Origin of the sequence: Flavonifractor sp. An92 (assembly GCF_002159175.1) — a bacterium.
Lineage (GTDB): Bacteria > Bacillota > Clostridia > Oscillospirales > Oscillospiraceae > Pseudoflavonifractor_A.
In genome coordinates this window covers 1-15,208 of the sequence record NZ_NFGZ01000043.1, presented here as the reverse complement: position 1 = coordinate 15,208, position 15,208 = coordinate 1, and the positions used below count along the sequence as shown (strand labels likewise).

Sequence of the window (15,208 nt, the reverse complement as noted above, 5' to 3'; positions counted from 1 at the left end):
GCCGCCCACCGCGCGGTGGGCGGCGCCCCGAGGCTCAAAGGGAAGGAAATACGATCAGCTGTTCAGAGCCTGGAAACGGACCAGGATGGAGCACAGCTCTGCGCGGGAGGCGGTGCCGGTGGGAGCCAGCAGATTGCCGGAGCGGCCCTGGATGAGGCCCTCGGCCACGGCCCACTGCATGGCCTCCTGGGCGAAGGAGCTGACCTGCCCGGCGTCCGAGAACGCGGAGAGGTCGTCCCGCTTGGAGACGTCGTTGTCCATGTACTGCTGATAGCGGTAGAGCATGGTCACCAGCTGCTCCCGGGTCACGTCGTCGTCGGGGCCGAAGCGCTCGGCGCTGTATCCGTAGACCACGCCGTTGGTGCTGGCCCAGGCCACGGAGACGCGGTACCAGGCGTCCCGAGGCACATCCAGGAAGGTGGGGAAGCCGGTGTATTTCTCGCCCGACATGCGGTAGAGGACGGAGGCCAGCATGGCGCGGCTCACGGTCCACTCGGGGGCAAAGCGGTCGGTGGACACGCCAACCAGCAGGCCCTGCTCGATCATGGTGGATACGTCGTCATAGTACCAGGCGTCCTGGTCCAGATCGGTGAATACGCCGGGGCCCAGCGGGGTGTCGGGGTCCTTGATGGTAGTGGAATCATCGTCATCGTCGTCGTCATCGGGGACATAGGGCGGATTCACCGGATCTTCGGGGTCCACATGAACGGGCGGGATATCCACCACTTCGGTGCCGCAGACGATGTCGGCGCGATCGCGGACACGGATGCGGGCGGCGGGCCCGTCAAAGCTGGTGTCGTAGGAGGAGAGACCGGTCACGGTGATCTCATGGCCCACCGCCAGATTTTCGATGGCCTTATCCTTGGTGATGTAGCCGTCGATGAACACCCGGGCGTCGTAGCCGGACTTATCCCGGACGATGATGGTCTGGACCAGGCCCTCGGCCTCGGCAAAGCTGACCACTACGCCATTGATCTGCACCAGGCTGCCCAGATAGGTGGACTGGGCGGCCTCCTTGGTGGTGATGATTTTGGGTTCCACAGTTTCGCCCTCGCCCAGCTCACCGATCTTCTCGATGGAGGTCACGGCGATCTGCCGCTCGCCCTGATAGGAGGAGGTGGTACCGGTGATGCGGACCTTGTCGCCGATCTTATAGTTGCCTGCCACGGGGAAGGCGTTGATACCGGCGGTGCCGTCCTGGACATAGATACAGTCAAAGAAGGCGGTATCCTTGTCATAGCCGGAGGCGTTGGAGGTGACCACGCCTTCGATGGTGTACTTGATGCCCTCGTCCTTCTGAGCCTGGACATCCTTGATGGGAGTGATGGTGATGGGATTGATGTAGTTTACCAGGTTCTCACAGATGTTGTAGTTGGAGTAGTTCTTTTCCGAGCCGGAGTCGCCGATCTGGGCCTGGACCTCGAAGTTGGACATGAAGGCCGCGCCGGAGACCACGATGAGGCCCTTGCCCTCCATCTGCTCGGTAGCCAGCACCATCAGGCGCTCATCGCCCTCCGCCACGGTGTACTTGGGCATGGAGTCGCCACCCAGGCCGTCGTTATCGCTATCCACGGAGTAGGTGGTGTCGTGGCCGTAGACCACGGGGGAGACGGTGGCGGGGATCTCAGTGGTGGGCTTGCCGTCCTCGTCCACCACATAGATAGAGGCGCCGCCGTACTGGCTGAAGAGCTGAGAGTACAGGTTGTTGTTGGGGTTCTCGGGGTCAAACTCCACGCCGTCCATCAGGAAGTTGTCCCAATTGTAGGTGGAGAAGTAGAGACGCTGGGTCTGGCCGCCATTGAGCTTGTCGTCGTTGGTGGCGTCATCGCCGATGCGCAGGGAGGAGCCCAGAGCCTCCAGGACCTTGTTCTGCTGGGCCGCCATGTGGTCGGTGTCGGGGAAGTCCTTGTAGCTCTCATAGTAGTCCGACCAGCCGGCCACCACCACCGCACCGCCGGCGGCGTTGAAGTCGGCGATGGCCTGGATTTCCTCTTCAGAGTAAGTGGCATAGGGCTTCCGCAGGTCGTCGCCATCCCGGCGGGAGGGGGCGGTGAGGATGATGGCCTTATACTTGTTGTCCTTGTTCTCACAGGCGGCGATCAGGTCGTCGCTGGTGTTCAGCTGAACCGTGCGCACCGAGTAGCCGGCAGCCAGATTGCCGAAGTTGCCCATGGAGTCCTTGTAGTTGCCGTTCACATACTCATTGTAGTGGGAGGCGTCGATGCCGATGTACACCAGTTTGCTGGCGTCCAGAATATCCAGAGAGATATCCTTGGAGTAGGTATACTCAATATCGTCCTCCACCAGGACCACGGTAACGGTAACGGTCATCACCCGGGCCATATCGGGGACATAGCCCCACTCCACGGCAAGGGTGCCGGAGGCAGGAATGGTCCGCTCGGTGTTATCGGTGCCCAGAGTCTCGCTGCCGCTGGTGTAGGTGATGGACTTAACAGTGGCAGGATTGGACTCGCTGTTGAACAGGGTGGTGTTAAGGGTCAGTTCCTCGCCGGTGACGGGGGTAGCGGTGCCGCACTCCACAGAGGAGATGCCCAGCTTCACCACATCGCCCACCCACACGGGAGCGGTGACCGCCAGATCGCCGTCGCCCTGGGTGACGCGGATGAAGTAGTAGCTGTAGTTGGCGGGGATAGTGCAGCTCAGTTCGCCGGAGGCCAGCTCAGTGGGATCGTCCCAGGTGTAGGCCACGGCGCCGGAGTTGACCACCACTTCCACCTTGGAGATGGAGTCGGAGCCGTCGGGGTCATAGACCGAGACGTTGATGGCGGCCTCGTCGGGGACGTCAGAGATGATGGAGCCCAGCATCTGGCCGTTGAGGGTGTACTGGATTTCCAGGTTCTTGTCCTCAGTGGCGTAGACGCGGTAGTTCCGGATGGCATCGTAGATGCCTTCCTCAGAGAAGTCGTCGGTCAGGACCACATCACGGGCGTCGTTGGCGTTGCCCCACTTGCCCTTGTGGTTATCCTGGTTGTTGGTGGGAGCCACGTGCCAGCCCTTGTCCAGAGCCATGATGTACTGCTCATAGCTGGGGTAGTAGCCGCCGGCGCCGATGGCGCCCTCGCCGTTGCCCACCTCGACCAGGTACATCCGGGTGTCAATGATAGGATCATAGTAGCCGAAGTCGCTGAAGTTGCCGAAGGTGGTGCCGGGGTGGTTGAACTGGCTGATGGAATTCACCAGGTTCTCGTTGCTCAGCAGGGCGTAGTAGGCCTTCATGCCCGCATCGGCAGTCTTATCATTGAGGGTTTTGTTGTTGCGGGAGACGATGCCGGGGGTGTTGAAGGTGTTGATGTGGCCGGGGCCGCCGGACCAGGTCATCTCGAAGCCCGCCAGGGCCACGACGTCGGACTGGCTGGCGTTGAAGGCGGCCACAGCGCCCTTGTAGGCGTCCCACTTTTCCTTGCTCTCCGCCGTCATCTGGCCGACGTCGTAGAGGGCTTCCTCGGGGTTGGCATTGGAGGAACTGTCAAAGTAGTTGGAGTGGTCGGTGAAGGCCACGAAGTCCACGTTGTCGTCCTCGGAGAGGTTCGCGACATAGTCCAGGCCCTCCTGGAGGGTGCCCGCGCCGTCGGAATACTGAGCGGTGTGGGAGTGGAGCTGGCCGAAGTAGAGCTGGTACTGGGCCACGCCCACAGTGAAGTTCCAGGTGCGGGAGACCGTCTTTTCATCAGCCCGGGTGACGGTGGCGGTGACGGTGACCTTGCCGTCAGCCATGGCCTCAGCGGGGGTATAGGAGGCCTTGCCGTCGCTGACCGTCAGCTCAACCGGGGTATCGTTGACCGTCATGGTAACGGTGGGGTCCTCGCCCGCGTTGCCGAAGGTGAAGCCGATCTCGGGCTGCTTGTTTTCCCCAGTCTGGGAGTTGGGAGTGGGGAAGATGGTGAGGATGTAGGGCTCGTCCTTGACAGCAAGGGTGGTGGTGCCGGTAAAGGTCACATCCTTGTTGTCCGTTCCGTTGATGGTGATCACCAGATTACCGGCGGTCATGGCAGAACTGGGAATGGTGAAGGAGTAGGTGCCGTCCTTTTCAGTCAGCTCGGCAGCGATATCACCGTACTTGGCGGAGATTTCCTGAACGCCAAAGACGGAGTCCACGGTGAAGCTGACGGAATACTCCTGGCCCACGTAGGCGTCGGACAGGGTGCCGAAGGTGACGGCGGGCATGTTGACCACGCCATCGGTAACGGTGACGCCCTCAGCCACGGGGTAGAAATTAAAGGTGTAAATGTCCTTGTCGCTGTCGTTGTACAGGCTGTAAGTCTTGTAGGAGCCGGCGTAGTATTCCAGGTACTGGGAGTACTTTCCATTGAATTTGGCGGTGCGGCTCTCAAGGTTGAAGCCGCCGTTGAAGGAAGTCAGCTTCCAGTCGGCGTCCTCGGTGGCCTCGGCAGAGTAGAAGGCGTTGTTGCCGGTGCCGTTGGAGCAGAGGTAGCCGTCCGAGGTCTTGAAGCGGAACCACTCGCCGTTGACCTCCACGGTAAAGACCCGGGCGCCGTTGGCGGGGGTGGCCACACCGTCAGCCACGGTGGCCTCGGCGTTGTTGATGGAGGGGCTGGTCTCGTTGCCGTCGCCGCCGGCCAGCACGCCCTTGGCGCCCTCGTTGTATAGCACGACCTCGTCGCCGGCCTCAGGCAGGTCGCCGCTGGGCTCCTCGGGGATCTCAGTCACTTTGTAGAAGGAGAGGGCAAACATACCCTCACTGCCCGCGGAGATTTTGCCGTAGGAGCTCCAATTGTTCTTCTCAGCATACCACTCCATATAGGCGTTGCGGACGGTATTCTTGATGTAGTAGAGGCCATTTCCGGCGTCTTCCAGCACCCACTTGTCGTTCTTTTCACCCAGAGGCATGCTGGAGAAGGAATCGCCCATGCCGATCTTCTGATCGTTGTAGGAGAAGGACCAGGTGCTGTCACCGTTGTCAATGACGGTCCACACGTCATTGGCGGTGAAGCCACGGAGAATCCCGTCGACTTCTTCGACGGCGGTGCCGTTGTTATAGAAGCCGTTGTAGGTTCCGGACAGCGCCATGTGATAAGCGGGATTGTAGATGACCACTTGCTCTCCGCCGTAGATGGGACCGGTGGAGGCTCCGGCGGCCTTGATCTCACTGGCGCTAGTATTGCGCAGCTGGAGGGTGGTGTTGTACACACCCACCGCGCCGGTGATGGTGATGACGTCGCCCACGGCCACAGGCCAGGTGCCGTCCCCGTTTTTCTCACCCACCACAGCCTTGTAGAGCTGGATGGTGTTGCCACTGCTGTCCTCCACGGTGATGTTGGGGTTGGAGTAAGCACCGTTGTTGTCAAACACCTCAGTGACTTCCACGTTCTGGATGGTCACATAAGTGCAGATATCAGCGGTCGTCAGCTCGCCGATGGTCTTGACCGCCGGGGTCAGAGTCAGACCGGAGGACTTCTCGTAGGTGGAATTTCCCAACTGAGGCAGGCCGTTATATACTGCCCGCTTACCAGTGGCAATGATCGTATCACCCAGAGCAATATCATCAAATTTGTCGCTCATACGGGCACAGATGCCGCCGGTGCTGTCCTGGAGGTAGACGTTCTGCCCATCGAGCAGGGTGACCACACCTTTGACAGCCAGGTTCTCGGTGTCCACAGCGGTAGCCAGAGCCTCGGCAATGGTGATGGTCTTAGGCTCCTCGGGGTCGGGCGGCGTCACTTCGCCGCCTTCGCCTTCCAGCTTGTAGAATGTCGTGGTCTGGTTTTTGGTATTGCCGGTGGTGTTTTTATATGTGCGGAAATTGGGATTTACAGAGGTATCGCCGTTGTTATTGTCGTAAATACCCATGTAGCGTGTATTTCCGCCGCTATCTACACAGGAGAGATACCCAGTCGCGGAATCCAGATTCCACACGGTGTCAAATTCGGTGCCGACTCGCAGACCGTTGTTGTCGTTTATGCAGTACAACCAATTCTGAGTATCGCCAGCGGGACAGATGCGATATCCTCCATCCGAAGGGATCACATTCCAATACCAGGATGTATCCACAGTATTGCTGCTGTCCCATTCGGCGGCGGGGCCCTTGGTAGAGGTGCCGCCGTCGTTCTTCATGACATAGGTTTTATCGGTTGCGCTTCCGTGTACCGTAATCGCAATGGTATCCGAGGGCTGAATATCAGCCCAGTTTACTTCTGTCCAAGTCCCCGTCTCACCGGCGGCAAAGGCCGCGGTGGGCAGCAGGGAGAGAAGCATGGCAAGTGCCAGCAGGGTGGATAGGAATCGATTTCGTGTTCGACTGCTCATATGATTCATCCGTCCTTCCTGATCTGCCGCCGCGGCGCGGGCCGCGGCGGAATCGTTCGCTACCGGTTAATTCGATGGTCCACCCTCCTTTCTCCGTACACAGCGGAAGTATGGGGAATATTAATATTTTATCAAAGGTTTCGAAGGCTGACAACTGAAATTGTGCAAATCATATGAAAACTTTACGTTAAAGCGAGAAAGCATTGGTAAAATGATAGACAACACCAGGAAAAGATCGTGTAAAAAAGAAACAAGCGGCGGGGCGGCAAATTTGCCGCCCCGCCGCTGCGCGCCCGGATGTTCAGGGCGTCGGCTGAGGCGTGGGAGAGGCGGCAAACTGCCGCCCGGTGTGGTCGATGGTATAGGGCTGAGACAGGATGAGCTGGGAGATGGGTACAAAGGTATAGCCCTCCTGCAGCAGGGTTTCCAGAATGGCGGGCAGGGCCTCCGGCGTGTGGAGCGCGGCGTTGTGGAACAGGACGATGGAACCCGGGGCAACCTTGGAGGTCACCCGCTGGGTGATCTCCGACGCCGGGATCTCCTTCCAGTCCAGACTATCCCCGTATGAAACAGATGCAAGTCCTTGCCGCGCAGCGGCTGCCCGCCGGAGTGCCGGTCAATAAAAGACCTCGAAATAGCTCAGATAGGTCTCGCGAACGAACTCCAGGTGCTCCTTCATATAGAAGTAGGCAAACTCGTCCTTCCGGTCCCGGATCGCCTCAAAGACCTTCTGATGCTGCTGCTCGATCAGGGCAGACACGCTCTTCTGCCGGGCCGGCGGGACCAGCGTGCTCAGCGTGGGATCGGTCTCCAGGTGGACCAGCTGGTCGAACCACTGGATCAGAATGGGGTTGTGGGTGGCGGCGATCAGAGCGCGGTGAAAGGAGTCCTCCGGATGAGGGGCTTGAATACACGCGCCCAGATGGGCCACTTCCTCCGGGGAGGCCGTGCGGGCCACTTCCCGGGCGATGGCCGGCTCCAGCAAAAGACGGGCGTCGGTGGAGTGGAGAAAGGACTGACAGTACTCCTTCAACGATTCCCCCTGGGGGGCCAGCTCCGCGCTGTCGATCAGGACATAGCTGCCCTTGCCCTTGTGGGTCTCGATGACGCCGGCCTCACTCAGCAGGCGAAGCGCCTCCCGTACCGTGATGCGGCTGACACCCATCATGTTCATAAGCTCCTTTTCGCTGGGCAGGAGGTCGCCCTTCTGGTAAGTGCCCCGGGCGATCATGCCTTTGATCTGCTCCAGCACCTGCTCGTAGAGTTTTAAGCCGCTTGTCACTTTATGATTCTCCATAATGCACCAACATCGATCTTTTGGATTTTCTATATTATACCATGGGGTCAATGGTGGTGCAAGGGTCGGTCAGGGCGCGGAGGTGTTCTGCCGGGCTTTGCGGCTGCCGTCCACGGCGATGAGCAGAATACTGGTCAGAACCAGCACGCCGCCCACAGCCACCCCGATGGTGACGGGGTCGTGGAACCAGAGCGTGCCAAATACCACGCTGACGATGGGCTCCAGCATGGAGACAAAGGCGGCGGTGGAGGCGCCCATTTTGCCGATGCCGTACATCATGAGGAAGTAGCCCCCCACGGTGAACAGCCCGGAGCCCAGGACGTACAGCCATCCAACTCCGCTCCCGGCCGGGGCGGCCAGGGTGCCGGTGACGGGGGCCAGGACGCCGAAGAGCACCGTGCCCGGCAGGGAGACGTAGAACAGCTTGGTCTCAATGGGCAGGGCGTTGGCCGGGCCCTTTTCATTGGCGATCAGGTAGGCACCGTAGGTGAAGGCCGAGGCCAGCGCCGCCAGGATACCCGCCAGCTGTACGTCTCCGCCCTTTCCGGCCAGGAACACCATGCCCAGAATGGACGCGGCAATGGCGCCCAGCTGGAGCTTGGTGAAGCCCTGGTGAAAGGCGGTGCCCATCACCACGCAGACCACGGTGGGGTAGAGGAAATTGAGCATGATGGCCATGCCCACGGGCAGGTACAGATAGGAGGTATTCAGCAGCAGGGCGGTGAGCAGCATGCCCACAGACCCCATCAGCACCGCCTGGACAGCCTGGATGGGGCTGGCCTTCAGGCTGCGCTTTTTGCCCAGGGCCATGCCCAGACTGACCAGCGTGATGATGAGGTTGGTGTAGAACATGAGGCTGTTCATGGGCAGACCGTCCATGAGCACCTGCTTTTGCAGGCTGGGCATGATGCCCAGCAGGGTGGCCGCGCCGGCCACCGCGACGATTCCGACAAACATAGGACAAGCTCCGTTTCTCTTGGATCAGACTGTGGGGGTGCGGGCCGGTTGTTCCGCCTCCATCCGGGCGGCTTTCTGCCGCAGCTCCTCCCGGCGGCGGGCCTGGAGCTCCTCTTCGCTCAGGAGCATCAGCGCGCCGGTGGGGCAGACCTTCACGCAGGCGGGGACCAGGCCGGCCTTCTGACGCTCGATGCAGGCGTCGCACTTGCGCATCTTGCCGTCGGGGCCAAAGGTGGGTACGCCGTAGGGGCAGGCCATGGCGCAGGAGTGGCAGCCGATGCAGTTGGCGGTGTCGTACAGGGTGAAGCCGGTGTCCGGGTCCTTCCGCAGGCAGGCGCTGGGACAGCCCATCACACAGGGGGCGTCGGCGCAGTGCATGCAGGAGACCGAGTAGAAGTGCAGCGAGCCGTCCTGCTGCTCCAGCGTGAAGGTGTGGCGGAAGGGCTGCTGGCCGTGGGCCACGTCCACATCGTTCTGGTCCATGCAGGCCAGGGCGCAGGCGCCGCAGGCCGAACACTTGGTGGAATCGAAAAACAGATAGCGTTTCATGGCGTCAGTTCTCCTTTGTGACCGCGCAGCGGGTCGAGCGGTAGGCGGGGAATCCGGAATAGGGGTCCAGATGGTCGGCATCCAGCAGGCTGTTGGCGTCGGCCTCGGAATAGCCGTGGAAGAGGTTCACCAGGCCCTCCGGGACGGTCAGGGTGGGGTGGACCTGCACGGTCAGCCGGCCCCGGGGGGTGGAGATGGTGATGCGGTCGCCCTCCTCCACGCCCAGGCGGGCGCAGTCGGCCCGGTTCAGGTCGGCGGTGGGGTGGGGCCGCAGGCTGCGGTTGCCGGGCACCGCGTGGAGCCGGGAGTGGATGGCGTTGGGGATGCGGCTGCCCGAGGTGAGGACGAAGGGATAGGCCTCCGGGTCGGCCCCGTCCAGAGGCTCGCGGTAGGTGGGCAGGGCATCCAGGCCCCACTGGGGGTGGGCCTCGATGATGGCGCTCTTGAGCTCGTATTTGCCGGTGGGAGTGGCGAGTCCATGCTCCAGCGCCTCCAGATCCCGGTGCTGATGGACCGGGGCGATGGGGATGGGGAGCTCGGCCTGTTTCAGCTGCTCGGTGGTGACGCCGTAGTCATCCAGAATGTAGTGCTGGACAAAGGCCTCATATCCGGCCTTCAGAGGCTCGTCGGGGAGGTCCATGTACCGGGCCAGCTCGGCGATGATGTCCACGTCGCTCTTGGACTGGCCCAGAGGCTGGATCACCGGGCTGGTGTACCAGGCCACTCCGCCGGGATAGGGCTTGAACTCGCCCCGCTCAAAGCTGGAGCAGGCGGGGAGCACGATGTCGGCGTAGTGGGCGGTGTCGGTGAGGAAGAGGTCGGTGTCCGCGAAGAAGTCCAGCTCCTCCAGCGCCCGGAACATGCGGCCGGAGTCGGGGAACATCCGGGCGTTCATGCCCAGGGCAAAGACGGCGCGCAGCGGGTAGGGAGTGCCCTCCAGGATCTGGCGGGACAGGTCCATGGCCTGCATCTCCCCCTCCAGGTGGTCCCAGAGCGGGAAGCGGGGCGCGCCCACCGGGGGCTTGACGCCGGTGGGGCGGGTTTCGTACAGAAACTCCTCTTCCCGGGTGGGGAAGCCGCAGGACACGTGCATGTAGCTGTGGGGGGTGAGGAGCTGGCCGCCGGTGCGGTCGAAATTGCCGGTGATGGCCAGCAGGGACAGAACGGCGCGGTAATTCTGCAGGCCGTTGCGGTGGTGGCACAGGGGGGCGGAGGACTCGTTGCAGCTCATGCGGGGGTTGGCGTGGATGAGCTCCGCCGCGGCCACCACCTGCTCATAGGGCACGCCGGTGATGGCCTCAATGTTGCTCTCGTTGAACTGGGCGGCGTAGGCGGCATATTCCTCGAAGCCGTACACATAGCGCTGGATGTAGGGCAGATCGATCCAGCCCCGGCGGATGAGCTCGTGGGCGATGGCCAGGGCCAGCGCGCCGTCGGTGCCGGTGCGGGGCTGGAGGAAGAGGTCGGCCAGCTTTTCGCTGGCGGGGGTGCGCCGGGTGTCCACGATGAGGAATTTCAGGCCCTTCTCTTTGAGCTTCATGGCCTTGCGGGCGGCCATATAGGACGAGTGGAAGGGGTTGAAGGCCCAGCCCAGGAAGAGATCGCTGTGCTCCATGTCCGGGCCGCCCTGGTCGCCGGCGGACAGCTTCCAGGCCATGAAGGCCGCGGTGTAGCAGGCGCTGGACTCGCAGCCGTAGTTGGGGCTGCCGAAGGCGTAGGCCAGCCGCCGCAGCATCTGGCGGTACCACTTGGAGTAGCCGGAGTAGAAGGCCACCGACTCCGGGCCATAGAGCTCCTTGCAGCGGTTCAACTGCCGGGCGATCTCTCCATAGGCCTCCTCCCAGGTGATGGGCTCAAAGCGCCCCTCGCCCCGGCGGCCCACCCGCTTGAGGGGGGTGAGGATGCGGTCCTCCCGGTAGATGTACTGCCGGTTGGCCAGACCCTTGGTGCAGAGCTTGCCGTCGTTGACAGGGTGGCCGTCCAGGCCCTCGATCTTGATGACCTTCCCGTCCTTGAGATAGGCGTTGATGCCGCAGTGCATGCCGGGGGAGCAGATGTCGCACATGGTGCGGCGCACCTCGATGCCGGTGTCGGGGCCGGGGATCTTCCCCTGCAGTTTGCGTTCCAAATCAGTCATACTTATTTGCCTCCAGGTGATCGATGAAACTCTCCTTCAGTCCGAAGCGGATGAGCTGCCCCCGCTGCTCGGGGGTGAAGCGGCTGGGCTGGCCCCGCAGGACCTTGATGAGATGGGCTTTCAGGATACCGGACACGCCGTAGTTGTCCAGAATGTTGAACCCCACCGGCGCGCCCTCCCGCAGGACCGCCTGCAGGTAGAAGCGGCGGTCCGGAGAGGCGTAGGTGGCGACCTCGCCGGTCAGGCGGTTGTCGCCCAGGCCGATGAAGTCCATGTCCAGGAAGTGGGTGATGTTGTGCAGGATGGTGCCGTCGGTCTCGTCCGACACGCCGGCCATGTTGCGCCCGGCCACCCGGCCCTGGGTGCCGGCGTTGGCCCAGAGGCCGATGATCTGGGTCTGGCCGGACTGGAGGTTGTTCCCCTGGCAGCAGTCGCCGGCGGCGTAGATCCCAGGGACCGAGGTGTGCATCCGCTCGTCCACCACCACGCCGCGGTCAATGGCAATCTCGGCGGGGTCCAGCAGCCCGGTGGCGGCCCGGGTGCCGATGTTCAGCACCAGTAGCTCGGTCTCCAGGGTGCTGCCGTCCGCCAGGGAGACGGTGTACCCCTGGACGGCGCCCTGCTCGTCGGTGTGCTCCTCGGCGCCGGCGATGGCCTGGCCAAAGACCAGGTCGATGCCCATGGCGCGGAGCCGCCCCTCGATGAGGGTGGAGACCTCGGGATAGGCCGCCAGGGCGAAGATGTGGGGGGCCATATCGGCCAGGGTCACATGGCAGCCCCGCTGATGGAGCAGCTCGGCCACCTTGATGCCAACCATGGACGCGCCCACGATGACGGCCCGGCGGTAGGTGCGCTTCTCCAGGGCTTCCCGGAGGCGGACCGCGTCGGCCACGGTGCGCATACAGAAGGCGCCCTTCAGCCCCACGAAGCTGCCCGGGACAAAGGCGGACGCGCCGGTGGAGAGGAGGATCTGGTCATAGGTCTCCCGCCGTCCGTCGGCGGTGACGACCTGGTGGTCCCGGGCCCGGACGGCCTGGACGGGGGTCTGGGTCAGGACGCGGGCGTCAAAGCGCCGGGCGATCTCCTCCAGCGTGCCGAAGGGGAACAGCCCCTGGTAGGGCAGACGCCCCGCGGTATAGTAGGTGGTCAGCATAGGGTTATAGGGGGGAAGGCCGGTATCGCTGTAAATGTCCACCGGAGCGCGGCAGCCCGCCTGGCGGATGGCCTCCAGGGCGTGATAACCGGCACACCCAAATCCGACAATCGCCAATCGTTCCATGGTGAGCAAAGATCATCTCCTTTGTTGCATCGTAACATCACGAAAAGGGATGCTCGCGGCATCCCTCCTCGTGCGCAGCCTGTGCCACAGGCTGCGGCCGTATGTTTACTTGGAAGCGGCGGCCTTCTTGGAAGCCACGTACTTGGCGCGCAGCTGCAGGTAGACCACCAGCACCGCCACGTACACCGCACAGGCAATGGCGGCGGGGACGGTCAGGTCGGACAGGTTCACGTAAGAGGTGAAGAGCATCAGGCAGCCGATCACCACCAGCACACCGTGGAGCATGCTGCGCTTCATGTAGAAGGAGGAGCGGCGGTACTCTTCGGGCAGCACGTCGGGCAGACGCCAGCAGGCCAGCAGGACCATGAACTCGCTGATCATGTCGGTGCCCACACCCATGTTGGAGATGAGGGTCAGGTCCATGCCGGTGAGGATGGGCAGCGCGCCCATGAGGTAGAACACCAGCAGGAGGATCACAGGAACGCCGTTCTTGTTCTCCTGGGCGCAGCGCTCGGGGAGCCAGCCGTCCCGGGAGGCGTTCTGCAGGCCGCGGGTCACCCAGCTCAGGGTGCCGTTCAGGGTGGTGAGCAGGGCGAACATGGCGCCGCCGAACACGAAGAAGAGGTACAGCCAGGTGGGGAAGATCTCCTGGGCCACCAGGGTCAGGTTCTGGCCGCCCACCAGCTCCACCGGCAGGACGCCGGCAGCCACCACGCCGATGAGGGCGTAGAAGATGGCCACGATGGAGGTGGAGAGGACGATGACCCTGGGCAGGGTCTTGGAGGGATTCTCGATGTCGTCGCCGTTCTCGGCCACGAACTTGGCGCCGCCGCAGGCGAAGCTCAGCAGGGCCATGCCGGTGAAGAAGCTCTTGGGGCCGTTGGGCATGATGTTGTCGGTGGCCAGACGCAGGGAGCTCCAGTCCACCTTGGGCAGGCCGAAGCCGATGAAGAGCAGCAGGCTGGTCATCAGGAAGAGGACCATCACCTTCTGCACCATGGCGCTGGACTTCAGGCCCACCATGTTGACCGCGGTACACAGGGTGAGGGCGCCCAGGGCCACGGCTCCTTCGTTAAAGCCGGTGAAGATGCTGCAGAAATAACTGGCAAAGCCTTTGGCAAAGGTGGCGATAAGTACCTGACTTAGGACGAACACGCCGATGTAGAGGAAACTGGCCTTGTCGCCCATCAGGCGCTTGATGTAGGTGTATCCGGCGCCGGAGGCGGGGATGGTGGAGGTCAGGATGATAAAGGGAACGCAGGTGATGATGGCCACCAGCGCGCCGAGGATGTAGGCGTAGGGGGTGCCGTGGCCGGTCATGCCGATGACCACGCCGGTCAGGACCATGACGCCGGAGCCGATGATCTGGCCGATGGCCATGCCCATGCAGTCGCCGAAATTCAGCTTCTTATGGGTGGGTTCAGGTTGCTTGCTCATGTGAGATCCTCCTCAGTCAAATATGGACGCACCGCCCCGACCGATGAACGGTGGGGCCCGGGACGGTACGGCGGGGGCGAGGGGAGCGCTTACCGCATGCAGTCGTCGTACAGGGCGGCCAGGCGGTCCAGGCCCTGCTGCAGGGTGACCTGGGGACAGCCGATGTTCAGGCGCATGAAGCCGTCGGCCTGGCGGCCGTAGTGGCTGCCGTCGCCCAGGGCGAGGCCGTATTTGCGGGCCAGAAGCTCGGTCAGCTCGGCGCTGGATTTGCCGAAGCAGGTCATGTCCAGCCACATGAGGAAGGTGCCCTCATGGCGGGCCGCCCAGACCCGGGGCATCCGCTCGGCAAGGAAGCGGGTGACCATCTGGGAGTTCTGGCGGAGGTAGGCGCACTGGGCATCCATCCAGGCGTCGCCGTGGGTGTAGGCCGCCTCCATGGCGGTGAAGGCCAGGTCGGAGGGCCCGAACATCCAGCGGCTGTCATAGGCCTCCTGGATGCGCTTCTTCAGGTCGGGGTTGGGGATCATCATGCAGGAGGAGCCCATGCCCGCCAGATTGAAGCTCTTGCTGATGGCGGTGTAGACCACCAGCTTCTTATGGATGCAGGGATACCGCCCGGCGGTGGTGTAGGGGCGGGTGAGGCCGAAGTCCGCGTGGATCTCGTCGCTGAGCAGGTAGACGCTGTACTGAGCGCACAGCTGGGTCAGGCGGTCCATCTCGTCGGCGGTCCACACACGGCCCACCGGATTGTGGGGGTTGCAGAACACCACGGCCTCCACACCGTGCTTCAGCTCGTCCTCGAAGCGTGCCCAGTCGATGGTGTAGGACTGGTCCTGGAGGAGCAGAGGACACTCCACCAGGGTGTGGCCGCTGTTTTTGACAGCGGCGAAAAAGGGGTCGTAGACCGGCGTAAACACCAGCACCTTCCCGCCCCGGGGGACCAGAGTCTCCAGAGCGAAATAGATCCCGGTCACCACGCCGTAGCTCAGGAGCATCCAGTCGGTCTCGGGCTTCCAGCCGTGGCGGCGCTCCCACCAGCCCTGGATGGCGGTGTACACGCCGGGCAGGGGATCGGAATACCCGATGATGGGGTGGTCACACCGCTTCTGGATGGCCCGCATGATCTCCGGCTCCGTGGCAAAGTCGGTGTCGGCGATCCAGAAGGGGATTCAGCTTCAGCCCGGCGCGGATATACTGGGCTCCGATGCCCTTGGGGGCGCGGACCTTGTGGCCGCTCACCGTCAGCAGGTCCACCCCCAGCTCCGCC

General features: G+C 62.8%; 9 protein-coding genes and 1 pseudogene. All 10 read right to left on the bottom strand.

Going from position 1 to position 15,208, the window contains the following annotated elements; translation table 11 throughout:
* Nucleotides 1-54: 54 nt before the first annotated feature.
* Nucleotides 55-6,285 carry an S-layer homology domain-containing protein gene (locus B5G43_RS16215; RefSeq protein WP_143382894.1) on the bottom strand — a complete coding sequence of 2,077 codons (6,231 nt, stop codon included), beginning with the start codon at nucleotides 6,283-6,285 and terminating at the stop codon, nucleotides 55-57.
* Nucleotides 6,286-6,586: 301 nt separating this feature from the next.
* Nucleotides 6,587-6,796: a hypothetical protein gene (locus tag B5G43_RS16210; protein ID WP_087378174.1), complete on the bottom strand. Its 210-nt coding sequence runs from the start codon at nucleotides 6,794-6,796 to the stop codon at nucleotides 6,587-6,589.
* 105 nt (nucleotides 6,797-6,901) lie between these two features.
* Nucleotides 6,902-7,582 (bottom strand): FadR/GntR family transcriptional regulator, encoded by a 681-nt coding sequence (locus B5G43_RS16205; protein ID WP_087263176.1) that lies wholly within the window; start codon nucleotides 7,580-7,582, stop codon nucleotides 6,902-6,904.
* A 69-nt stretch (nucleotides 7,583-7,651) separates the two neighbouring features.
* Complete coding sequence (locus B5G43_RS16200; protein ID WP_087263174.1) at nucleotides 7,652-8,539, bottom strand: DMT family transporter; 888 nt, start codon at nucleotides 8,537-8,539, stop codon at nucleotides 7,652-7,654.
* A 24-nt stretch (nucleotides 8,540-8,563) separates the two neighbouring features.
* Nucleotides 8,564-9,088 (bottom strand): 4Fe-4S dicluster domain-containing protein, encoded by a 525-nt coding sequence (locus B5G43_RS16195; protein WP_087263173.1) that lies wholly within the window; start codon nucleotides 9,086-9,088, stop codon nucleotides 8,564-8,566.
* Nucleotides 9,089-9,092: 4 nt separating this feature from the next.
* Nucleotides 9,093-11,225 carry a molybdopterin-dependent oxidoreductase gene (locus B5G43_RS16190; protein WP_087263171.1) on the bottom strand — a complete coding sequence of 711 codons (2,133 nt, stop codon included), beginning with the start codon at nucleotides 11,223-11,225 and terminating at the stop codon, nucleotides 9,093-9,095.
* Entirely contained in the window at nucleotides 11,218-12,504 is a 1,287-nt protein-coding gene (locus tag B5G43_RS16185; protein ID WP_087263179.1) for an NAD(P)/FAD-dependent oxidoreductase, read from the bottom strand. The genes B5G43_RS16190 and B5G43_RS16185 overlap by 8 nt, the downstream gene beginning before the upstream one ends.
* A gap of 105 nt (nucleotides 12,505-12,609) precedes the next feature.
* Nucleotides 12,610-13,941, bottom strand: coding sequence for an APC family permease (locus B5G43_RS16180; protein ID WP_087263169.1), 1,332 nt, complete (start codon nucleotides 13,939-13,941; stop codon nucleotides 12,610-12,612).
* Between the two features lie 89 nt (nucleotides 13,942-14,030).
* Nucleotides 14,031-15,062 (bottom strand): aminotransferase class I/II-fold pyridoxal phosphate-dependent enzyme, encoded by a 1,032-nt coding sequence (locus B5G43_RS16175; protein ID WP_087263167.1) that lies wholly within the window; start codon nucleotides 15,060-15,062, stop codon nucleotides 14,031-14,033.
* 37 nt (nucleotides 15,063-15,099) lie between these two features.
* Nucleotides 15,100-15,208: pseudogene (locus tag B5G43_RS17185) on the bottom strand (aminotransferase class V-fold PLP-dependent enzyme); the annotation flags it as partial.